This window comes from Collimonas sp. GW821-FHT07E08 (genome assembly GCF_059418905.1).
Map to the genome: position 1 here is coordinate 365 of NZ_JBWKQR010000011.1, position 20,819 is coordinate 21,183.

20 protein-coding genes, 3 tRNA genes and 1 riboswitch are annotated in these 20,819 nt (G+C 62.5%); of the genes, 11 read left to right on the top strand and 12 right to left on the bottom strand.

Annotation, left to right across the window (positions count from 1 at the left end; genetic code table 11):
- From AC07RZ_RS15230 to AC07RZ_RS15250, 5 genes are all read right to left on the bottom strand, one after another.
- Positions 1-76, bottom strand: a tRNA-Glu gene (locus AC07RZ_RS15230).
- Positions 77-229: 153 nt separating this feature from the next.
- Positions 230-305: transfer RNA gene (locus AC07RZ_RS15235), tRNA-Glu, on the bottom strand.
- A gap of 41 nt (positions 306-346) precedes the next feature.
- Positions 347-422, bottom strand: a tRNA-Ala gene (locus tag AC07RZ_RS15240).
- 71 nt (positions 423-493) lie between these two features.
- Complete coding sequence (gene gltX, locus AC07RZ_RS15245; protein WP_494668548.1) at positions 494-1,924, bottom strand: glutamate--tRNA ligase; 1,431 nt, start codon at positions 1,922-1,924, stop codon at positions 494-496.
- Positions 1,925-2,027: 103 nt separating this feature from the next.
- Positions 2,028-2,435: a DUF4399 domain-containing protein gene (locus tag AC07RZ_RS15250; RefSeq protein ID WP_494668549.1), complete on the bottom strand. Its 408-nt coding sequence runs from the start codon at positions 2,433-2,435 to the stop codon at positions 2,028-2,030.
- 115 nt (positions 2,436-2,550) lie between these two features.
- Here AC07RZ_RS15250 and AC07RZ_RS15255 point away from each other — a divergent pair, with 115 nt between their 5' ends.
- Positions 2,551-2,892: a cupin domain-containing protein gene (locus AC07RZ_RS15255; RefSeq protein ID WP_494668550.1), complete on the top strand. Its 342-nt coding sequence runs from the start codon at positions 2,551-2,553 to the stop codon at positions 2,890-2,892.
- Between the two features lie 25 nt (positions 2,893-2,917).
- Here AC07RZ_RS15255 and apbC read toward each other — a convergent pair whose 3' ends face one another.
- On the bottom strand, positions 2,918-4,006 hold the full coding sequence (apbC, locus tag AC07RZ_RS15260) for an iron-sulfur cluster carrier protein ApbC (RefSeq protein WP_144738883.1): 1,089 nt from the start codon (positions 4,004-4,006) through the stop codon (positions 2,918-2,920).
- A gap of 185 nt (positions 4,007-4,191) precedes the next feature.
- On the opposite strand from apbC, the gene metG reads away from it, so the two are divergent.
- Together metG and AC07RZ_RS15270 are read left to right on the top strand one after the other, a co-directional pair.
- Positions 4,192-6,285, top strand: a complete 2,094-nt coding sequence (gene metG, locus AC07RZ_RS15265) for a methionine--tRNA ligase (RefSeq protein ID WP_494668551.1) — start codon at positions 4,192-4,194, stop codon at positions 6,283-6,285.
- Between the two features lie 12 nt (positions 6,286-6,297).
- Complete coding sequence (locus AC07RZ_RS15270; RefSeq protein ID WP_494668552.1) at positions 6,298-6,777, top strand: GNAT family N-acetyltransferase; 480 nt, start codon at positions 6,298-6,300, stop codon at positions 6,775-6,777.
- 21 nt (positions 6,778-6,798) lie between these two features.
- On the opposite strand, the gene bamE is transcribed toward AC07RZ_RS15270, so the two are convergent.
- Positions 6,799-7,212 (bottom strand): outer membrane protein assembly factor BamE domain-containing protein, encoded by a 414-nt coding sequence (gene bamE, locus AC07RZ_RS15275; protein ID WP_254785229.1) that lies wholly within the window; start codon positions 7,210-7,212, stop codon positions 6,799-6,801.
- 244 nt (positions 7,213-7,456) lie between these two features.
- Between bamE and AC07RZ_RS15280 the strand changes: the two genes are divergently transcribed.
- From AC07RZ_RS15280 to AC07RZ_RS15295, 4 genes are all read left to right on the top strand, one after another.
- On the top strand, positions 7,457-7,666 hold the full coding sequence (locus AC07RZ_RS15280) for a DUF3460 family protein (RefSeq protein ID WP_092401757.1): 210 nt from the start codon (positions 7,457-7,459) through the stop codon (positions 7,664-7,666).
- Positions 7,667-7,684: 18 nt separating this feature from the next.
- Positions 7,685-8,548 carry a segregation and condensation protein A gene (locus AC07RZ_RS15285; RefSeq protein WP_092401760.1) on the top strand — a complete coding sequence of 288 codons (864 nt, stop codon included), beginning with the start codon at positions 7,685-7,687 and terminating at the stop codon, positions 8,546-8,548.
- 71 nt (positions 8,549-8,619) lie between these two features.
- A complete protein-coding gene (gene panC, locus AC07RZ_RS15290; protein WP_092401763.1) occupies positions 8,620-9,459 on the top strand; it encodes a pantoate--beta-alanine ligase in 840 nt (279 codons plus the stop codon).
- Positions 9,460-9,473: 14 nt separating this feature from the next.
- The gene (locus AC07RZ_RS15295; RefSeq protein ID WP_494668553.1) at positions 9,474-10,373 is read left to right on the top strand and encodes a cobalamin-binding protein; all 900 of its coding nucleotides are present in this window, start codon (positions 9,474-9,476) and stop codon (positions 10,371-10,373) included.
- 19 nt (positions 10,374-10,392) lie between these two features.
- On the opposite strand, the gene AC07RZ_RS15300 is transcribed toward AC07RZ_RS15295, so the two are convergent.
- The 5 genes from AC07RZ_RS15300 to AC07RZ_RS15320 form a co-directional block, all read right to left on the bottom strand.
- On the bottom strand, positions 10,393-11,202 hold the full coding sequence (locus AC07RZ_RS15300; RefSeq protein WP_494668554.1) for an ABC transporter ATP-binding protein: 810 nt from the start codon (positions 11,200-11,202) through the stop codon (positions 10,393-10,395).
- A complete protein-coding gene (locus tag AC07RZ_RS15305; RefSeq protein ID WP_494668555.1) occupies positions 11,199-12,191 on the bottom strand; it encodes a FecCD family ABC transporter permease in 993 nt (330 codons plus the stop codon). Before AC07RZ_RS15305 ends, AC07RZ_RS15300 begins: the two co-directional genes overlap by 4 nt.
- 38 nt (positions 12,192-12,229) lie before the next feature.
- On the bottom strand, positions 12,230-14,107 hold the full coding sequence (locus AC07RZ_RS15310; RefSeq protein ID WP_494668556.1) for a TonB-dependent receptor plug domain-containing protein: 1,878 nt from the start codon (positions 14,105-14,107) through the stop codon (positions 12,230-12,232).
- Positions 14,108-14,194: 87 nt separating this feature from the next.
- Positions 14,195-14,450, bottom strand: a riboswitch (cobalamin riboswitch).
- A 43-nt stretch (positions 14,451-14,493) separates the two neighbouring features.
- Positions 14,494-15,666 carry an HPP family protein gene (locus AC07RZ_RS15315; RefSeq protein WP_494668557.1) on the bottom strand — a complete coding sequence of 391 codons (1,173 nt, stop codon included), beginning with the start codon at positions 15,664-15,666 and terminating at the stop codon, positions 14,494-14,496.
- 30 nt (positions 15,667-15,696) lie between these two features.
- Positions 15,697-16,860 (bottom strand): ABC transporter substrate-binding protein, encoded by a 1,164-nt coding sequence (locus tag AC07RZ_RS15320; protein WP_494668558.1) that lies wholly within the window; start codon positions 16,858-16,860, stop codon positions 15,697-15,699.
- A gap of 273 nt (positions 16,861-17,133) precedes the next feature.
- Here AC07RZ_RS15320 and AC07RZ_RS15325 point away from each other — a divergent pair, with 273 nt between their 5' ends.
- The 4 genes from AC07RZ_RS15325 to otnC are packed head-to-tail and all read left to right on the top strand — an operon-like array spanning position 17,134 to position 20,774.
- Positions 17,134-17,886: a FadR/GntR family transcriptional regulator gene (locus AC07RZ_RS15325; RefSeq protein WP_144738892.1), complete on the top strand. Its 753-nt coding sequence runs from the start codon at positions 17,134-17,136 to the stop codon at positions 17,884-17,886.
- Positions 17,887-17,898: 12 nt separating this feature from the next.
- On the top strand, positions 17,899-18,792 hold the full coding sequence (gene ltnD, locus AC07RZ_RS15330) for an L-threonate dehydrogenase (protein ID WP_144738894.1): 894 nt from the start codon (positions 17,899-17,901) through the stop codon (positions 18,790-18,792).
- 3 nt (positions 18,793-18,795) lie between these two features.
- Positions 18,796-20,103, top strand: coding sequence for a 3-oxo-tetronate kinase (gene otnK / locus AC07RZ_RS15335; protein ID WP_494668559.1), 1,308 nt, complete (start codon positions 18,796-18,798; stop codon positions 20,101-20,103).
- A 32-nt stretch (positions 20,104-20,135) separates the two neighbouring features.
- Positions 20,136-20,774: a 3-oxo-tetronate 4-phosphate decarboxylase gene (gene otnC, locus AC07RZ_RS15340; RefSeq protein ID WP_494668709.1), complete on the top strand. Its 639-nt coding sequence runs from the start codon at positions 20,136-20,138 to the stop codon at positions 20,772-20,774.
- Positions 20,775-20,819 lie beyond the last annotated feature (45 nt).

Here is a 20,819-nt window from a genome sequence, read left to right on the forward strand (position 1 = left end):
TGGCGTCCCCAGGGGGATTCGAACCCCCGTACTCACCGTGAAAGGGTGATGTCCTAGGCCTCTAGACGATGGGGACAAAAATCTGTCCGTGTTACTGACCTTATCCATACTACTGACAGAAACAATAAAGGCCGCATTTGGCGGCCTCATTGATTGTATCGAACACACTTGCCATCGAAAATCTGCGACCGTTTTTTTGCTCGCTTACCTGCCGATACCAAGATAATTCTGGCGTCCCCAGGGGGATTCGAACCCCCGTACTCACCGTGAAAGGGTGATGTCCTAGGCCTCTAGACGATGGGGACATTTTCTGTCCGTACTACGTTGCTGCCTTACTACTATGTGCTGGTGGAGGTAAGCGGGATCGAACCGCTGACCTCTTGCATGCCATGCAAGCGCTCTCCCAGCTGAGCTATACCCCCGTTTGCAGAAGCGAGATTATAGCAAGCTTATTTAGAGCTTGTAAATCCCGATTTGCAGATTTATTGCAGTTTTACGCCAGATACGGTTGCAAACGTGCGATCACGGCCTCACGGCCCAACAATTCAAGCACCGCATCAATCGCCGGCGTCTGCAACTGCCCGGTCAGCATCAGGCGCAGCGGCATCGCGATCTGCGGCATCTTCAGCTGGTGCGCCGCCAGCACTTCCTTGATCATCGGCGACAGGCTTTCCTTGTTCCACTCGACCGTCGCGCAGCGTGCGGCGAAATCGGCCAGCGCCGGCTTGACCGCTTCGGTAAAGTGCTGCGCCAGCAATGCCGCATCCGGCGCCGGCCGGCGATAGAACAGCATGGCCGCGGTTGCGATTTCATTGACGGTATTGGCGCGCTCTTTCAGCAGGCCGATCACTTTCGGCAGGTCCGGCGCGTTGCTGAAATCGGCGCCACCCTGTTCCATCAGCGGCTTGACCATCGCCGCCAGGCGCGCATTGTCGGCCAGCTTGATGTAGTGATTGTTGATCCACGCCAATTTTTCAGGATTAAATTGCGCCGGCGATTTCGACAGGTGATCGAGGTCGAACCAGCTGCAAAACTGTTCCATGCTGAAAATCTCTTCGTCGCCATGGCTCCAGCCGAGGCGCGCCAGGTAGTTCAGCATCGCTTCCGGCAAGTAGCCTTGCGCCGGATAATCCATGACGCTGACAGCGCCGTGGCGCTTCGACAGTTTTTCGCCGTCGGCGCCCAGGATCATCGGCACATGGCCGTACAGCGGCAGGGTCGCGCCCAGGGCTTTCAGGATATTGATCTGGCGCGGCGTGTTGTTGACATGGTCGTCGCCGCGGATCACGTGGGTAATTCCCATGTCCCAGTCGTCCACCACCACGCAGAAATTATAGGTCGGCGTGCCGTCCGGGCGGGCGATCACCAGGTCGTCCATTTCGCGGTTCGAGATGGTGATATTGCCCTTGACCACATCGTCCCAGCTGACGTCGCCGTCGAGCGGATTCTTGAAACGCACCACCGGCTTGCGATCGGCGGGAACAGGCGGCAAGGCCTTGCCCGGCTCCGGACGCCAGGTGCCGTCGTAGCGCGGCTTTTCGCCGGCGGCGCGCATGCGTTCGCGCATCGCTTCGACTTCTTCCGGCGACGAGTAGCAGTGATAAGCCGTGCCCGCTTGCAGCATCTGCCCGATCACTTCGCGATAACGGTCCATGCGCCGCATCTGGTAGAACGGACCTTCGTCGTGCTGCAAACCCAGCCATTGCATGCCGTCGACAATCGCCTGCACCGCCTCGGGCGTCGAACGCTCGAGGTCGGTATCTTCGATGCGCAGCACGAAAGTGCCGCCGAAATGGCGTGCGTAAGCCCAGGAAAACAGCGCGGTGCGGGCACCGCCCAGGTGCAGGTAACCGGTTGGACTAGGAGCAAAACGGGTGCGTACCGGTTTCGATGAAGCAGTGGATGCTGGAGTGCTGGCAGTCATGGTAAATAAAAACGGCCTTGGATTGCCAAAGCCGTTATCAAGGAAAACCTCATTTTACCGCGTTGCAGCAGCGGATGGAAACGGCGATGGCCGGGGTTATCGGCTATTTGACGGTGACGTTGATGGTTTTGCTCAGCTCAGGGCCGTAAGACTGGTGGGCGCCATTGGCAAATTGCATGGTCAGCTTGTATTTCCCTGGCGGCAGCGTGACGCTGGTTTCGGTCTGCCCCTTGCCAAAATGCAAATGCTTGTCGTCCATCGGGATCGACTGTCCGGCCGGGATGCTGCCTTCGTTGATCAGCAGGTGATGGTGGCCGGTATTGGCCGTCATGTCGCCGGCCGGCTTGACTTCCATGCCGCTGACGCCGAACCTGACGGTGAACGGACTGCTGACCTCCGCGCCGTCGACCGGCTCGAGGAAAGAGACCGATGCGGCAAGGGCCATTTGCGGCAGCAGGCTGGCGCTCAGCAGGGCCGCGGAAAACAGTAGCGAAAAAATTCGTGATTTCATTGCCTTGTCCTTTAGGTGGAAAATGCGGTGGAAAATGCGGCGGGAAAACTCACATAAAATCCGTGCAATGCACCGGGTGCAATAATACATCGCTGCCATAGATAAGGAGACCGCCATGCAAATTGCCCATGGCAATCTGTTGACCAGGCTGCCGCCGGACAGTTCAGCAGAAGTGTTCGAACTTCTGCATCAGCACGGCGGCCTGAAAATCGAGCGCATCGTTTCCAGCGGCCAGGCCAGTCCGCCCGGCTTCTGGTACGACAGCCCGCAGGAAGAATGGGTGCTGCTGCTCAGCGGCGGCGCCGGACTGACGCTGGAAGGCGGCGCCGAACACGTCATGCGGCCCGGCGCCTGGCTGCACATCCCTGCACATTGCCGCCACCGCATCGAATGGACCGATGCTGGCCAGCCCACCATCTGGCTGGCGATCCACCATGACATTGCCGGCGCGCCTTGATAAAGGCAGCCGCCGCCACTTCGCCTTAGTCGTTCTTGATCACGATGGTAGGAAACTTGCTGCTCATGTCCTTGGCTTTTTCCGCCACCTTGATCGCCACCTTGCGCGCAATCTCCTTATAGATATGCGCTACGGGGCCGTCGGGTTCGGCCACCACGGTCGGCTTGCCGGAATCGGTCTGCTGCCGGATCGACATGGTCAGCGGCAAGGCGCCGAGGAATTCGACACCGTACTCGCCGCACATCCTGGCGCCGCCGCCTTCGCCGAAGATGGCTTCGGCGTGGCCGCAATTGGAGCAGACATGGGTGCTCATGTTTTCCACGATGCCGAGAATCGGGATGCCGACCTTCTCGAACATCTTCAAGCCCTTGCGCGCATCCAGCAAGGCGATGTCTTGCGGCGTGGTAACGATCACGGCGCCGGTCACCGGCACTTTTTGCGACAAGGTCAGCTGGATGTCGCCGGTGCCGGGCGGCATGTCGACGATCAGGTAATCGAGGTCGCGCCAGTTGGTCTGGTCCAGCAGCTGCTGCAAGGCCTGGGTGACGATCGGGCCGCGCCACACCATGGGCTCGTCCGGATCGACCATGAAGCCGATGCTCGACACTTGCAAGCCATGGTTTTCCAGCGGCTCCATGGTCTTGCCGTCCTTGGTTTCAGGGCGGCCGCTGATGCCCATCATCATCGGCTGCGAGGGGCCGTAGATATCGGCGTCGAGGATGCCGACCTGCGCGCCTTCCGCCGCCAGCGCCAGCGCCAGGTTGACCGCGGTTGTCGATTTGCCGACGCCGCCCTTGCCGGACGCCACCGCGATGATGTTCTTGATGTTGGACATCAGCTTGACGCCGCGCTGCACCGCATGCGACTGGATTTTCGAATAGACATGCGGGGTGGCCTTGCCGACCCCGTCCAGCGCGCCGACCGCGGCCGCGGCGGCATCGCCGATCAGCGCAAACTGGCTCTTGGCCGGATAGTCCAGCTCAATGTCGAACAGTACATCCGCGCCCTCCAGCCGGATATTCCTGGCCGATTTGCTGCTCACCAGGTCCTTGCCGGTATTCGGGTCGATCACACTGGACAACGCTGCCTTGACCGCTTCAATCGTGACGCTCATTACTTTTCCTCTGCACGTTCTTGATAAGATGCGCCAAGTCTAAACCAAATCGCCGCTTTTCCGCTGCCGCTGCTACGGCGCAAGCGAGGACAGGCGCAAGGATTAGAGCAGAGACCGGCCTGTCACTGCTAAAATCACTCTTTTATTCCAACCAGCAGCGCTTGCCGTTGCAAAATCATTGCCAAATGAGCATTACTTTGACTTCAACTCCTCGCCAGCTATTCGTCACCACCGCCCTGCCTTACGCCAATGCAGCGTTTCATATCGGCCACATCATGGAATATATCCAGGCCGACATCTGGGTGCGGTTCCAGCGAATGCAGGGGCATGAAGTCAATTTCGTCGGCGCCGACGATGCCCATGGCGCGCCGATCATGATCGCCGCCGAAAAGGCTGGCATCACGCCGCAGGAATTCGTGGCGCAGATCGCCGCCGGCCGCAAGCAATACCTGGACGGCTTCCATATCGCCTTCGACAACTGGCATTCGACCGACGGCCCGGAAAACCATGAACTGTCGCGCGATATCTACCGCAAGCTGAAGGCGGCGGGTTTCATCTCGACCAAGACCATCGAGCAGTTCTTCGACCCGGTCAAGAACATGTTCCTGCCGGACCGCTACATCAAGGGCGAATGCCCGAAATGCGGTGCCAAGGACCAGTACGGCGATTCCTGCGAAGTGTGCAGCTCGGTGTATGCGCCTACCGACCTGAAGAATCCCTACTCGACGCTGACCGGCGCGACGCCGGTGATGAAATCGTCGGAACACTTTTTCTTCAGGCTGTCCGATCCGCAATGCGTGGAATTCCTGCGCGGCTGGGCCCTGGGCAACGCCGACGGCAAACCGCGCCTGCAATCCGAGGTCGCCAACAAGGCCAAGGAATGGCTGGAAAGCGACGGCGGCATGGGCGATTGGGACATCAGCCGCGATGCGCCTTATTTCGGCATCGAGATCCCGGATGAGCCGGGCAAGTATTTCTACGTCTGGCTGGATGCGCCGGTCGGCTACCTGGCTTCGCTGAAAAACTATTTCGGCAAGACCGGGCGCGACTACGACGCCTTCATGGCCGATCCGAAGACCGAGCAGTACCACTTCATCGGCAAGGACATCACCTACTTCCATACGCTGTTCTGGCCGGCGATGCTGCACTTCTCGGGCTTGAAAGTGCCGAACAACGTCTTCGTGCACGGCTTCCTGACGGTCTCCGGCGAAAAAATGTCGAAATCGCGCGGCACCGGCATCTCGCCGCTGCGCTACCTGGAACTGGGCATGAACCCGGAATGGATGCGCTACTACATCGCCGCCAAGCTGAGCGCGAAAGTGGAAGACATCGATTTCAATCCGGAAGATTTTGTGGCGCGCGTGAATTCCGACCTGATCGGCAAGTACATCAACATCGCCAGCCGCGCCGCCGGTTTCATCGCCAAGAAATTCGACGGCAAGCTGAGCACTGCCTGGGCCACCGGCAGCGATCCGTTCCTGGCCAGGTTGCGCGGCGTCGCCGGCGATATCCAGGCGCTGTACGACGGCCGCGAATACGGCAAGGCGCTGCGCGCGGTGATGGAGCAGGCCGACGTCATCAACGCCTATGTCGACGCCAACAAGCCGTGGGAACTTGCCAAGGACCCAAGCAAGGAAGCGGCCCTGCACGAAGTCTGCAGCCGCTTGCTGGAAGCGTTCCGGATCCTGACCATCTACCTGAAACCGGTGTTGCCGGCGCTGGCGGCGCAGGTCGAAATCTTCCTGCAGATCGCGCCGCTGGTGTGGGCCGATGTCAGCCGGCCGCTGGCTGACGGCCATCGCATCAACGCCTACTCGCACCTGATGACGCGGGTCGAGCCGAAGATGCTGGACGCCTTGTTTGACGCACCGGCAGTTGCGGTCCCGGCAGAAGCCGCCGCCGCGGATAGCGCCGGCAGCGCCATCGAGCCGCTGGCCGCCGAAATCAAGATCGACGATTTCGTCAAGGTCGACCTGCGCATCGCCAAGATCGTCAATTGCGAACACGTGGACGGTTCCGACAAGCTGCTGCGCCTGACCCTGGATGTCGGCGAAGGCCGTTTGCGCAATGTATTCTCAGGCATCAAGTCGTCCTACCAGCCGGAAGAACTGGTCGGCAAGCTGACCGTGATGGTGGCCAACCTGGCGCCGCGCAAGATGAAGTTCGGCATTTCGGAAGGCATGGTGCTGGCAGCTTCGGCCGCCGACGGCAAAGCCAATCCGGGCATCTATGTACTCAATCCGTGGCCAGGCGCCGAGCCGGGCATGCGCGTCAGCTAAGCGCCGCGCCGGATGAACCTGCAAGTCCGCGAAGCCAGCACCGACGATGCCGCGCTGATCGCCGGCCTGACTCGCGCCTGCTGGGCCGAGCGGGTCGCGGCCAGCTCCAGCGGCCATCGCGAAAGCACGGAACGGGTGCTGCACGACTTGCAGCGCGGCGGCGGCTTCGTTTTGCAGCTGGATGAAAAACCGATCGGATCGGCGCGCTGGCTGCCGACCGATACCGAAACCGACGTCTGGGAAATCCTGCGCATGGGCGTGCTGCATACCTATCGCGGCCAAGGCCTGTCGCAGCACCTGATGGAAGCGCTGATCCACCGCGCCCGCGGCGCCGACGTCGATGAACTGCGGCTGGCGGTGCGCGCCGACCAGACCCGGGTAGTCGACCTGTATGCGGTATTCGAATTCGAGCTGGCGCCGGAACTCGAATACACCCGCGCCAACCCGCTGGAAGAACCGCCTATCGTGATGCGGCGCTGGCTGAAACGCTAGCGCGGCATCAGTCTCCGTAGATCAGTGTCCGTAGACCTGCGACACTGAGGTGCCGGTCACCAGTCCGCTGGTGATATCCATGTGCACGTTAAAGAAAGCCTGGCTGGCGTCGCTCTGGGTATAGCGCCAGTCCCACACTTCCTCGTTCTTCCTTGTAAACTGCACCACGGTGCGCGGCCTGCCGAGCATCCTGCGCACTTCTTCCTTGTTCATGCCGACCTTGATCCTGGCGAAATTCTCTTCGGTCAAGACTTGCTTGTAATCGCTCAGCTTGCCGTCCTTGCCGATGTAGAAAATCCAGGTGCGGGCGCCGGCCGGTCCTTTCGGATATTCCAGGGAGCGCTCGCCGCTCTCCGCTTCCCATACGGTATCCGGCTGGCCCATGGCGTTGCGGACGTCGGCTTCGGTCGATACGCCGCGGCTCAGTTTTTCCAATCCCGCCTCCTGTATGAAATTGCCATTCTGATCACAAGCCACGATCAGGAACGGAACAACGATTGCCAAAATAGCGCGTGCCCATGGTTTCATGCTGCCTCCTTTATCCAGTGTCGGCCCAAGTATAGCGCCCGCAGTTGCCGCCTCTGTTGCCATATGAATATCGGCGCCGACGACAAACCGCTGCGGCGGCCGGGAAATAGCATAAAATAGCGGCTACTCCCACCGGATTATCAAAGCAACCATGAAATTCTCCAAACAAATTAACGGTTATCAGTCCGACATCACCAAGTTCGTCGAAGAACTCAAGCAAAACAACCCCAAGCTGGAAGAACAGCAACTGGCCGGCCGCGCCCTGCTGTGGGACAAGACGCCGATCGACCTCGACAGCCAGCTGCGCACCAAGGAATCGCGCGTCGATCAACAACCCTACGTGTACCAGAACAATCACTAAGTTCCTGCCGGATATCAGATGAGCCAGAATTTGTCGGATGCCGCTGAACTGACGCTGGAGGGCCAACCCGATTCGACGCCGAACGTGATCGACGGCGTGGCTTTTGCGCGCCTCTACGGCGAGCCGCTGTTCCGCATGCCGACCGATCTCTACATTCCGCCGGATGCGCTGGAAGTCTTCCTGGAAGCATTCGAAGGTCCGCTCGACCTGCTGCTGTACCTGATCCGCAAACAGAATTTCAATATCCTCGACATCCCGATGGCGCAAGTGACCTTGCAATATCTGGAATACGTCGACCAGATCCGCATCACCAACCTCGAGCTGGCGGCCGAGTACCTGCTGATGGCCGCCATGCTGATCGAGATCAAATCGCGCATGCTGCTGCCGGTCCGCAAGACCGACAGCGAAGAAGCCGAAGATCCGCGCGCCGAACTGGTGCGGCGCCTGCTGGAATACGAACAGATGAAGCTGGCCGCGCGCGAAATCGACGCCCTGCCGCAGCTCGGGCGCGATTATGTGCGCACCCAGATCTATATCGAGCAAAGCATCGTCACGCGCTGGCCGGAAGTCAACCTGGACGACCTGCAGGCAGCCTGGGCCGACGTCATCAAGCGCGCCAAGCTGACCGCCCACCACACCATCAGCCGCGAAGAACTGTCGGTGCGCGAGCACATGACCGGGATCCTGCGGCGGCTGCAATCGGCGCGTTTTGTCGAGTTCGCCGAACTGTTCGATCCCTCGCGCGGGGTGCCGGTGCTGGTGGTGAATTTCATCGCCATGCTGGAGCTGGCCAAGGAAACGCTGATTGAAATCACCCAGGCGGAACCGTTCGCGCCCATTTACGTACGGCTGGCCTATTCGCCGACTTACGCGCCGGCATAACCGACGACTTCGCTGCCACACGGCGATGCACCGCATCCTCCCAATAAAAACAACTTATCTCCGATTTAGACATGAAAATCATCTCCTCGATTGAAGAGCTACGCGACCAGCTGCGCGGCCAGCTGCGCACCGCTTTCGTACCGACCATGGGCAACCTGCATGAAGGCCACCTGTCGCTGATGCGGCTGGCGAAGAAACACGGCGATCCCATCGTCGCCTCGATCTTCGTCAACCGCCTGCAGTTCGGCCCCAACGAGGATTTCGACAAATATCCGCGCACCTTCGCCGCCGACGTCGAAAAGCTGGAAAAGGAAGGCGTCTACGTACTGTTCGCGCCGACCGAAAAAGACTTGTATCCGGAACCGCAGGAGTTCCGCGTGCGGCCGCCCGACGACCTCGGCAATACCCTGGAAGGCGAATTCCGCCCCGGCTTCTTTACCGGCGTGACAACCGTCGTGCTGAAACTGTTTTCCTGCGTCCAGCCGCGCGTCGCGGTGTTCGGCAAGAAGGATTACCAGCAGCTGATGATCGTGCGCAACATGGCCAAGCAGTTCGCCTTGCCGACTGAAATCATCGCCGCCGAAACCTGGCGCGCCGACGACGGCCTGGCGCTGTCGTCGCGCAATATGTACCTGTCGGCCGACGAACGGGCAGAAGCGCCGGCGCTGTTCAAGACGCTCAACCAGGTCGCCGAGGAAGTCCGCGCCGGCCACCTCGACATCTTTGAACTGGAGCGGCAGGCGATGGCGCAGCTGCGCGGCCGCGGCTGGCTGCCGGACTACATCTCGATCCGCAAGCGCTGCGATCTGCAGGCGCCGGCCGCGGGCGACCTGGCGCAAGGCGAAAAGCTGGTGGTGCTGGCTGCCGCCAAGCTGGGCGGCACGCGCCTGATCGACAATCTCGAAATCTGAATCCGGCCCCGACAGTGCAGCAGCCCGCCCGCATCAGGACATCGCGCAGCTGGACTGCCACGGCGGCGGCCATGCTGTCGTTCACCGCGGCGTCTGCGCAAGGCATCACGGTGCGGGACGATGCACAACATGCGGTGGTGCTGCCGCACCCGGCGCATCGCATCGTCAGCCTGGCGCCGCACGCTACCGAACTGCTGTTTGCAGCCGGCGCCGGCGCTTACGTGGTCGGCGTCAGCGACTACAGCGACTACCCGCCCGCGGCCAAGCAGATACCTTCGATGGGCAGCAGCAGCGCGCTCGATATCGAACGGATCGTTGCCCTCAAGCCGGACCTGGTGGTGGCCTGGAGCAGCGGCAACTCCGCCAGCCAGATCGCCAGGCTGCGCGCCATCGGCATCCCGGTATTCGAAAGCGAACCGCACCAGCTGGAAACCATCGCCACCTCGCTGCTGAGGCTGTCGCAGCTGGCCGGCACCGAGGCCAGCGGCGCCGCCGCGGCAGACGCATTCAAGGCGCGCCTGGCGCAGCTTGATGCGACCTACCGCCAGAAGCCGCCGGTGCGGGTGTTTTACCAGATCTGGAAAAAACCGCTGATGACGCTGAACGGCAGCCACATGGTGTCGAGCGTGATCGCTTTGTGCGGCGGTCAAAACGTGTTCGGCAAACTGCCGCAGCTGGCGCCTACCGTCAGCACCGAAGCCGTGCTGCAAGCCAATCCTGAAGTGATCTTTGCCGCCGACGGCGGCAGCTCGCCCAGCGCCGGCTGGCGGCGCTTCCCCGGCATGGCGGCGGTCGCCGCCGACAACCTGTTTACCCTGACGCCGAACTGGATGAGCCGTCCCGGCCCGCGCATACTGGATGGCGCCGCCGAGCTGTGCCAGAAACTGGAGCTGGCGCGCAGCCGGCGCCGGTGATCGTTCCGCCGCCCTAAACCTAAAGCAGGCTGGCCGCCGGCATGAACAAACGCCGTGCGCCGTTTTCCACTACCTCGAACGAACAGCCGAACGCAGCCTGCAATATCTCCGGCTGCAGTATGCTGCCGGCGACCCCTTGCCAAGCCTGGCCATCGCCCAGCAGCAGCACATGGCTGGCGTAACGCGCCACCAGGTTGATGTCGTGGCAAGCCGCGATCACTGCTTTTTGCGGCTGCAGCGCATTTGCTATCTTGTGCAGCAACTCCATCACCACGATCTGCGCCGCGGCATCCTGGTGCGCGGTCGGCTCATCCAGCATGAACAGCAGCGGATCCTGCACCAGCAAGGTCGCCAGCGCCACCCGCTGCCGCTCGCCGCCCGACAGGCGCATCACATCGTGCGTGCTGAAAGCGGCCATCCTGACCCGCTCCAGCGCCTGCATCGCCAGCGCGCGGTCGTCCTCCATATCCCAGCCGAAACCGAACTGGTAGGGATGGCGGCCGGCGACCACCGCCGCCAGCACGCTGCTGGAAAACGCATCGGCCTGCTGCTGCGCCAGCAAGCCGCGCAGGCGCGCCAGCTGCTGCGCCGACGTAGTTCGTATGTCGCGGCCTGCAATCAGCACGCGGCCGCCAGCCGGCCGCTTCAAGCCAGCCAGCGTATGCAATAAAGTGGTTTTGCCGATGCCGTTGCGGCCCAGCACGCACCAGAACTGGCCTGGCGCGACTTGCCAGTCCAGCCTGCTGCACAAGGTTTTATGGCCGACGCCGCTGCCCACACTCACGCTCAGCTGTTCGGCGCTCAGCAATGGCGGCGTGGCGTGGTTCATGCGCGGCTCCGCGCCAATAGCCACAGGAATACCGGCACCCCGACCAGCGCCGTGACCACTCCCACCGGCAGCTGGGTCGGCGCCACCACGGTGCGCGCCGCCAGGTCCGCCAGCGCCAGCGCAGCGCCGCCTGCCAGCACGCTGGCCGGAAACAATATGCGCTGGTCGTTGCCCACCAGCAGGCGAATTGCATGCGGCACCACCAGGCCGATAAAGCCGATTGTGCCGGCCACCGTGACCGCAGCCGCCGTCGCCAGCGAGGCGGCGCACAGGGTCAGCAAACGCAGGCGCACCACCGGCACTCCCAGCAGTTGCGCAAATCCTTCGCCGCGCGCCAGCAGGTTCAGCTGGCGCGCGTTCAAGGTACTCCAGATCAAGATCAGCAAAAGCAGCACGGCCGCCGGCAGCAGCAGGCGCCCGTCTTCCAGGTCGCCCATCAGCCAGAACAGCATGCCGCGCAATTGCCCGTCAGGCGCCAGCGTCAGCACCAGCGTCACGATAGCGCCGAAACCGGCGGCGATCATCACCCCGGTCAGGATCAGGCGATGGCCGCTGTGCTGGCCGACATCCGGCAGGCGGCGCAAAGCCTGCCGCGCCAGGCCGAACAGCAGCAGCACCGCCAGCCCGGCGCCGAGCGCCGCGCCGAATGCAGCTGCGGCGTCGCCCATGTAGCCGAAACGGCTGGCTACCAGCAAGGCCGACAAAGCCCCGGCGGCGGAACCGCCGGACAAACCAAGTACATAGGGATCGGCCAAGGGATTGCGCAGCAGCACCTGCATCAGCGCCCCGGCCAGCGCCAGCAGGCCGCCGACGGTGAAAGCCGTCAGCGCCCGTGGCAGGCGCAAGGAAAGATAGATCTGATCCGCCGCCATAGGCCGCCCGCAACCGCTGCTACCGCACAGCACCGCGAACGACAGCACCAATCCTGCGACTGCCGTCAGGCAGCACAGGATCAGGATGGCGCGGCGCAGTGTGGTGATGCTAGTCAATGGTGTGGGTCATCCGCTGGCAGACAGATCGGTTTCTATCATTGCTGCCAATTTACACCAACAAAGACGCCGCGTGACGGCTGGTTATAACCATAAGCAGTCTGGTAGTCGCGGTTGAACAGATTGTCGATGCGGCCGAACAAGGATACTTCCTTGTTCAGCTGGTAGCGCGCATTGGCGTTGGTCAGCCAGTACGTACCCAGCCGCGGATTGCCAGGGATGTCGGTGCGGCTGTCGGTGTATTGCACATCGGCGCCGAGACGCCAGGCGCCAAAGCTCTTGGCCGCTCCCAGGGAACCCAGGGTCTTGGCGCGGCGCGCCAGGATCTTGTTGCTGCTCTCGTCTTTCGGATTCTGCAAGGTCAGGCTGGCGCGCCAGTCGATTGCAGCCAGCACGGTGCTGGCGCTCAATTCCAGCCCCTGGTTCTTGGCGCGGGCGATATTGATCGTTTGCGAAGTCAGCGGATCGTAGCCGAACTGGTCGCGGGTACGGGTATCGAACAGGGTGGCCCGCAGCAAGGTGGCGCCGGCGGCATATTGCACGCCCAGCTCGTAGGATTTCGAACGTTCCGCCTTGAGGTTCGGATTACCGTAAATCGGCTGGTACAGCTGCACCGGGGTCGGCGCATTGAATGCAGTCGATGCATTGGCGATCAGCTTGACGCTATCGGTCAGGGCGAAGCCGTAGCCCAGGTAGCCGGTGTTGTCCGAACCGGAACCGCCGACATCGTCATGGCGCAGGTTCAGCTGCAGCTGGTGCGGGCCGATCTTGCCGAGCGCGCCGGCATAGACGCTGGAGGTCGAGCGCGAAAAGCTGTTGCTGGAATTGCCGTAGCTGCTGTTCGAGCTGACATCGGCCTTTTCACGGCCGGCGTCGACGCCGGCTGTCGCTGTCCACATCGGCGACAGGCGCAGTTCGTTGGCCCACTGCAGCAGGTTCTGGGTGCTCTTGTAGGCGTTGCTGCTGTCGCCGAATACACTCTGGCCGTCGAGATTGTCGCGATTGATGTTTTGCGACAGGGTCAGCGTCGAAGTCCAGTCCTGGGTAAAGCGGTTCTTGCTGAACAGGGCCAGCGACTGGCTCCTGGAGTGGCCGTTGTTCTGGTCGGTCGGCGTGCCATAGGCATCGTCGAAGGTGTATTTGGCATCGTTGGCATAAACGCGGACGCCGATTTCATTGCCGGCGCGCCATTCCTGCGATACCGAACCCGAGACGCTGGTATTGCCGTCGCCGTTGCGGTCGGGATTGACATTCGGACTCTGCAACGGGTTCTGCGCCGAAAAGCCGTTGGTCTTGAAGCGTGTCAGCGACAGCGCATAGCGGGTGTCGCCGCTCTTGCCGCTGACGCCGGCATTGCCCTCGTAAGTGCCGCGCGAGCCGGCTTCGACCGATGCGTTGAACGCCGGTGCGCCGTTGCCGCGCTTGGTGAAGATCTGCACCACGCCGCCGATCGCGCCGGAACCGTAGATCGCCGACACGTTGCCGCGCACGATCTCGATGTGGTCGATCTGGTCCGGCAGGATATTTTCAAGCGCGGGCAGGCCGAACGAAGCCTGGCGCCGGATCGGCACGCCATCGATCATGATCAGCGTTTCCGAGGAATTGGCGCCGCGCATGAACAGCGAAGCCTGCTGGCCGGGACCGCCGACGCGGGTGATCTGCAAGCCGGCTTCGCGTTGCAGCAACGCCGGCAAGTCCGGCGCCTGCGAATTGCGGATGTCTTCGGCGCTGATGACCGTGGTGTGCGGCAAGGCGTCGGTTTGCGGCTGCTCGATCCGGGCCGCGGTCACCACCACTGGCACCAGCGTTTGCTCCTGGGCGGTTTGCGCCGATGCGGCGGCAGTCGAAAGAATGGCTGAAGCCAGCGCGAGCGGCTTCAAGGTCGCGCCGCAGCGGCGTGATAAAGATGATGTCATGGTCGATTACGATAAGAGTTCCCAGCCTGCCTCCCCGCAAGCCCGGTTAACGGTAGTAGCGAATAAATGCCTGTCGGCCGTTTATTGTTTACTCCACCTGCTTTGGCCGGTATCCGGGCTGACAAGTCGGAGCGCATAACCTTCCCAAGCCAGGCTCAGTGGTAGTAGATACGCCCTGCCGACCGGAGGAATCCAGCAATGGAGACCACCGGCGACGCTTGTTTTACCGTTGCGGGGGCAGCACACGTTGTGCCGGCGATCTTGTCGAGTCGCCTGGCGCCGTGTTTCCCGTTTAACTGCGGACATGGACATGTCCGCGTGCACCAAAACCCCGCCATTGTACGGCCCGCGCCGGTTTGCGGCAATTGCCGCATGCCGGAAATGGCTCAGGGTGTGGTTAAATTCGCATTCCCGCGGTACAGGGCCGCGACCATGTCGGACTGCGTCACCATGCCGACCAGGCGCCGCTGGTCGTCGACAATCGGAATGTGGTGTATGCCGGAATCGGACAGGGGCTGCACCAGTTCGACGATGTGGGCGTCGGTCGCCGCGCTCTGCACGGCGCTGGTCATGATCTGGCCGACCACTTCCGGCTTGTCGGAGTGGGTAGTGGTGGTGCGCTGGATGAACTGCTTCAGTTTCTGGTCGAAGCCGGTGTACACCTGCAGGTTCGCCTGCCGCATGAAATCGGTCTGGGTGATGATGCCGACCAGGCGCCGCGCCGAATTGATCACCGGCAGCGCCTTGATCCGGTGCTTCAGCAGCAGGGCCCAGGCATCTTCCAGCGAGGTGCCGTATTCGACGCTGACGACATCGCGCGACATGATGTCGGCGCAGGTGATCGCGCCGAAACGGCGCTGGTAGGCATGCAGCTCGGTTTGCAGGATCAGGTTTTCCAGGTCGTCGCGGCTGACATCCAGCACCTGGTTGTACTGGTGCAAGACATGATCCAGGTCTTCCTGCGTGAAGCCGATGCGCCGGCCGCTGGGCTGGTCCTTGGTCTGGCGCAGCTTGCCGGGATCGACGTGGGCCACATGCGGATAGCGGCGGCGGGTGGCGTTATTGAACAGCAGCGCCACCAGCAGCAGCAACAAGGAATTCAGCAGCACCGGCGCCAGCACGAAATGAAAACCCAGGCCGGTCACCGCCGGACCGCCCAGCACCGCGGTCAGCGCCACCGCGCCGCTGGGCGGATGCAGGCAGCGCAACGCAAACATGGCGCCGATCGCCGCCGACACTGCAATCGAAGTGGCAAACAAAGGATCCGGAATCCAGCGCGCGCAAGCGACGCCGATCACCGCCGCGACCAGGTTGCCGCCGATGATGGACCACGGCTGCGCCAGGGGGCTGGCCGGTACGCCGAACAGCAGCACGGCGGAAGCGCCCATCGGTGCGATCAGCAACGGCAGCGCGGCCGTCGGCCCCAGGACCCAATGGCTCACCAGCCCGGTCAGCAATATCCCCAGCAAGGCGCCGCAGCAGGCGCGCATGCGCTCGGTGCCGTTGACCATCACCTGCCCCGGGACAAAACCGCGCAGCCACAACCAGAATCGATCCATCTTTTTTACTTTCGTTTTTCTTGTGGCGGACTAGCCGCCGTATGCATAGGTAAACTTGTTGTTGACGATCCGGCCCATCACGCGCGAACGCTGGTCCAGCCCGACATGGTCCTTGGGATTCATGTTGACCACGCCTTGCGGGATGGTCAGGTTGTGGGTGTTTTCCAAGGCGTTGCGCAGCGCGGCGCGGAATTGCCTGGTGCCGGGCTGGCCCGATTTCAGCGCCTGCGGCACGGCATTCGCGACCAGCATGTATGCGCCCCAGGCATCGGCGGCGAACTGCGTCATGGTATCGGCGCCGTAAGCCGCTTCATAACGGCGGGTAAAATCCAGCGCGGTCTTCCTGACCGGGTTCGAGGCGGGCAGCTGCTTGGCCACCACCGCCGGCCCGGTCGGGAAGAAAGTGCCTTCGACATCCTTGCCGCCGACTTTCAGGAAATCCGCGGTGGCGATGCCGTGGGTCTGGTAGATGCGTCCCTTGTAGCCGCGCTCGACCAGGGTCTTCTGCGGCAGCACCGCCGGCGTCGCCGACGCCGCGATCAGCACCGCATCCGGCTGCGCCGACATGATCTTGAGGATCTGTCCGGTGACGCTGGTGTCGTTGCGGTTGTAGCGCTCGCCGGCGACCACCTTGATTTTCCGCAGCTCGGCCAGGTGCGAGAATTCGCGCCACCAGCTGTCGCCATAGGCGTCGGCAAAACCAATGAAGGCCACTGTCTTGATGCCGTTGTCGGCCATGTGCTGGGTCAGGATGGTCGCCATGTGCGAATCGTTTTGCGGCAGCTTGAATACCCAGGCGCGCTTGGCGTCCTGCGGCTCGACGATGGAGGCCGAAGCCGCCAGCGCCACCATCGGCGTTTCCGCCGCGGCCGCCACCTCCAGCATGGCCAGCGCCGCAGGCGTGGTGTTGGGGCCGACGATCAGGTCGACTTTTTCTTCGCTGACCAGCTTGCGCGCATTGCGCACCGCGTTGGTCGGATCGGAAGCGTCGTCCAGGATGATGTATTCGACCTTTTGTCCGGCAATCTCTTTCGGCCACAGCAGGATGGCGTTTTTGGTCGGCGCGCCGATTGCGGCTGCCGGGCCGGTGACGGCGATATCAACGCCTATGCGGATTTGCGCCGCGGCCGGGGCGCTCCACATGGACAAGGCAATGGCAGATAACGTCAGGTAAGCGCTTGCGATTCTGTTCATCGAATATCCGTCCTGGTGGCGTGGCATGAGGGAGTTTTCCACAAGGACAGGATTCTACTGGAATGTGACGGCCGGCACGTTTGCATCACTGCGATCTTAGCCGCCATGGCCTGGCCATTCATTGACCCAAGGCAAGAACCCTATTCCCGGCATCATTGGCAATGACAAGCATGAAAGAAATGGATCGGCTTTGAAACAAGCCTTGATTTTTCCAATAATTCATATGATGATATGCTCACATTACGATAAAAATATGCCGTTGGAAGAGACAACATGTTCAATAAATTGAATGCCAACCGGACGTCCCTGAGCGATACCGTCGCCCAGGAATTGCTGAAAAAGATACAAACCGGCGAATTCGGCCCGGGCGCGAAGCTGCCGACCGAACCGGCGCTGTCCGAGCAGTTCGGCGTCAGCCGCACCGTGGTGCGCGAAGCGATTTCCCGCCTGAAGAACGAAGGCGCGGTCGAGCCGCGCCAGGGCAGCGGCGTCTATGTCAGCGAACAGGGCCATCTGCGGCCCTTGCGCATCCAGTTCGACCAGGCTTCGTCGGCCGACGCCGTGCTGCAGATCGTCGAACTGCGGCGCGCCATCGATGCCGAAGTCGCGGCGCTGGCCGCTACCCGCCGCACGCCGCGCCAGCTGAAAGCGATAGAAACCGCGCTGAAAGGCATTGCCGCCGATGTCGATGCCGGCGGCGACGGCGTGCTGGCCGATGTCATGTTCCACCGCAGCATCGCCGAAGCCACCGGCAATCCCTTCCTGCTGCAAACGCTGGCGTTCCTCAGCCAGTACCTGGAAGCCGCCACCGCGGTCACCCGCAGCAATGAAGCAAGGCGCGACGATTTCATGCGCCAGGTCTATGAAGAACACGCCGCCATCGCCGCCGCGATCGCCGCCGGCGACGCGCTGGCCGCGCGCAATGCGGCGCAAAACCACATGTTCAACGCAGCGCGCCGCATGGCGCAGGGCGCCGCCGACACCAAGGCTGCGCAGAAAACCAAGAATGCTGCAAAAACCCGTTAATCAGGATCGACAATGACAATCAACGTAGGTGTAATCGGCCTTGGGGCCATGGGCTTGGGCGTTGCCCGTTCTTTGCTGCGCGCCGGCTTGCGTGCGCATGCTTGCGATGTCAGGCCGGAAGTATTGCAGCAGTTCGCCAGCGAAGGCGGCATCGCCTGCAAGACCCCGGCTGAGCTGGGGGCGTCATGCGAAGTCGTGATTACGGTGGTGGTCAACGCCGCGCAAACCGAACAGGTGCTGTTCGGCGAGCAAGGCGCCGCTGCCGCCATGCAGCCCGGCAGCCTGGTGATCGCCAGCGCCACGGTCGCGCCGGAATACGCGGCCAAGCTGGGCGAACGGCTGGCCGCGCAGCACTTGCTGTTCCTCGACGCGCCGTTATCGGGCGGCGCCGCACGCGCCGCTTCCGGCGAGATGACCATGATGACTTCCGGTCCGGCCGCGGCGTATGCCAAAGGCGAAGCCGTGCTGTCGGCAATCGCCGGCAAGGTCTACCGGCTGGGCGAAGCGCACGGCATGGGTTCCAAGGTAAAGATCATCAACCAGCTGCTGGCCGGCGTGCATATCGCTGCCGCGGCGGAAGCAATGGCGCTGGGACTGCGCGAAGGCGTCGACGCCGATTCCCTGTACGAGGTGATCACCAACAGCGCCGGCAATTCGTGGATGTTTGAAAACCGTGTGCCGCATATCCTGAAAGCCGATTACACGCCGCTGTCCGCGGTGGATATTTTCGTCAAGGACCTGGGGCTGGTGCTGGATACCGCGCGCGCCAGCAAATTCCCGCTGCCGCTCTCGGCCGCCGCGCACCAGATGTTCATGATGGCGTCCACCGCCGGCCATGGCGCCGAGGACGATGCCGCCGTGATCAAGATTTTCCCCGGCATCCAGCTGCCGGCGGCGCAGGAGTAAACCATGCCGGCACAGACAAGCCCCCTGCTCGGCTGCATCGCCGACGATTTCACCGGCGCCACCGACCTCGCCAACATGCTGGTGCGCGAAGGCATGCGCACCGTGCAGACCATCGGCATACCGGACAGCGCGCCGCAGGACGTGGACGCCATCGTGGTGGCGCTCAAGTCGCGCACGGCGCCTGCGGCGGAAGCCGTGGCCGATTCCCTGGCGGCGCTGCGCTGGCTGCAGCGGCAAGGCTGCCGCCAGTTCTTTTTCAAGTACTGCTCCACTTTCGACTCTACCCCGCAAGGCAATATCGGCCCGGTCGCCGACGCCTTGCTGGACGCCTTGGGCAGCGATTTCACGATTGCCTGCCCGGTGTTCCCCGAAACCGGACGCACCCTGTACCGCGGTCACCTGTTTATCCAGGACCAGCTGCTCAGCGAATCGGGAATGCAGAACCATCCCTTGACGCCGATGACCGATCCGAACCTGGTCCGCGTGCTGCAGCAGCAAACCCCTTCCAAGGTCGGCCTGGTCGGCTATCCGACCGTGTCCCAGGGAACCGGCCAGATTCGCGCCGGGTTCGACGTACTGCGCCGGCAGGGCGTGCGCATGGCGATTGTCGACGCCCTGGAAAACCAGGACCTGTACGCCATCGGCGCAGCCTGCGACGGTTTGCCGCTGGTTACCGGCGGCTCCGGCATCGCGCTCGGCCTGCCGGGAAATTTTGTGCGCGCAGGCCTGCTCGATCCGCAGCAAGGCGCGGCAGCCAGCGAACTGCCGGCGGTAGAGGGCTTGTCGGTGGTGCTGGCCGGCAGCGCATCGAAAGCTACCAACGCCCAGGTAAAGGCGTGGCTGGAAAAACGCCCGGCATTCCGCATAGATCCGCTGGCGCTCGCCGGCGGCGAACCGGTGGTCGCACAGGCATTGGCCTTCGCGCAGCAGCACCTGGATAAGCAGCCGGCGCTGATCTATGCCACCACCACGCCGGAACAAGTGAAACAGGTGCAGGCCGAGCTCGGCGTCGAGCGCGCCGGTTTATTGATAGAGCAGGCGCTGGCCGATATCGCCGCGGCGCTGCTGGCCAGCGGCGTGCGGCGCTTCGTGATCGCCGGCGGCGAAACTTCCGGCGCAGTGGTCAAGGCGCTCGGTGTGCGGGCTTTGCGCATAGGGGCGCAAATCGATCCCGGCGTGCCGGCGACGGCGTCGATCGGCGCCACGCCTTTGGCGCTGGCGCTCAAGTCGGGCAATTTCGGCAGCATCGATTTCTTTGAAAAGGCGCTGCTTCAGCTGGGTGAAAATCGGCTAGGCGAAACGCGACCATGACCACTACCAAGAACCAGGCAGGCGCCAGCGCCATGCTCAAGGAACAGGCGCTGCGCGAAGAAATCTGCGAGATCGGGGCCAGCCTGTATCAACGCAATTACACAGTAGGCGCGGCAGGCAACATCAGCGCCCGCCTCGACGATGGCTGGCTGATCACGCCGACCGACGCCTGCCTCGGCAGGATGGCGCCGGCGCAGATCGCCAAGGTCGACCTGGGCGGCCGCTGGGTCAGCGGCGACAAGCCGTCGAAGACGCTGGCCTTGCATCGCGCAATCTACGACAACAACCCGCAGATGCAAGCCGTGGTGCATACCCACTCGACCAGCCTGGTGGCGCTGACCCTGGCCGGCGTCTGGCATGACAGCGCGGTGCTGCCGCCGATCACGCCATACCAGGTGATGAAGGTCGGACGCATTCCGCTGATCCCTTATTGCCGCCCCGGCGATCCGCAGGTTGCACGGCAAGTCAGCCTGCTGGCGGCCGACGTGCGCGGGGTATTGCTGGAACGGCTGGGACCGGTGCTGTGGCACGAAAGCGTTTCGCAGGCGGCATATGCGCTGGAAGAGCTGGAAGAAACGGCGCGCCTGTGGCTGATGGCGAAGGATAAACCGGAGCCGCTGAGCACGGCGGCGCTGGATGAGTTGTATCGGGTATTTGGAGCGCGCTGGTAAGTTTCAACAAATAGAAACATCCAGATTTTAAAATCAAACTGGTGG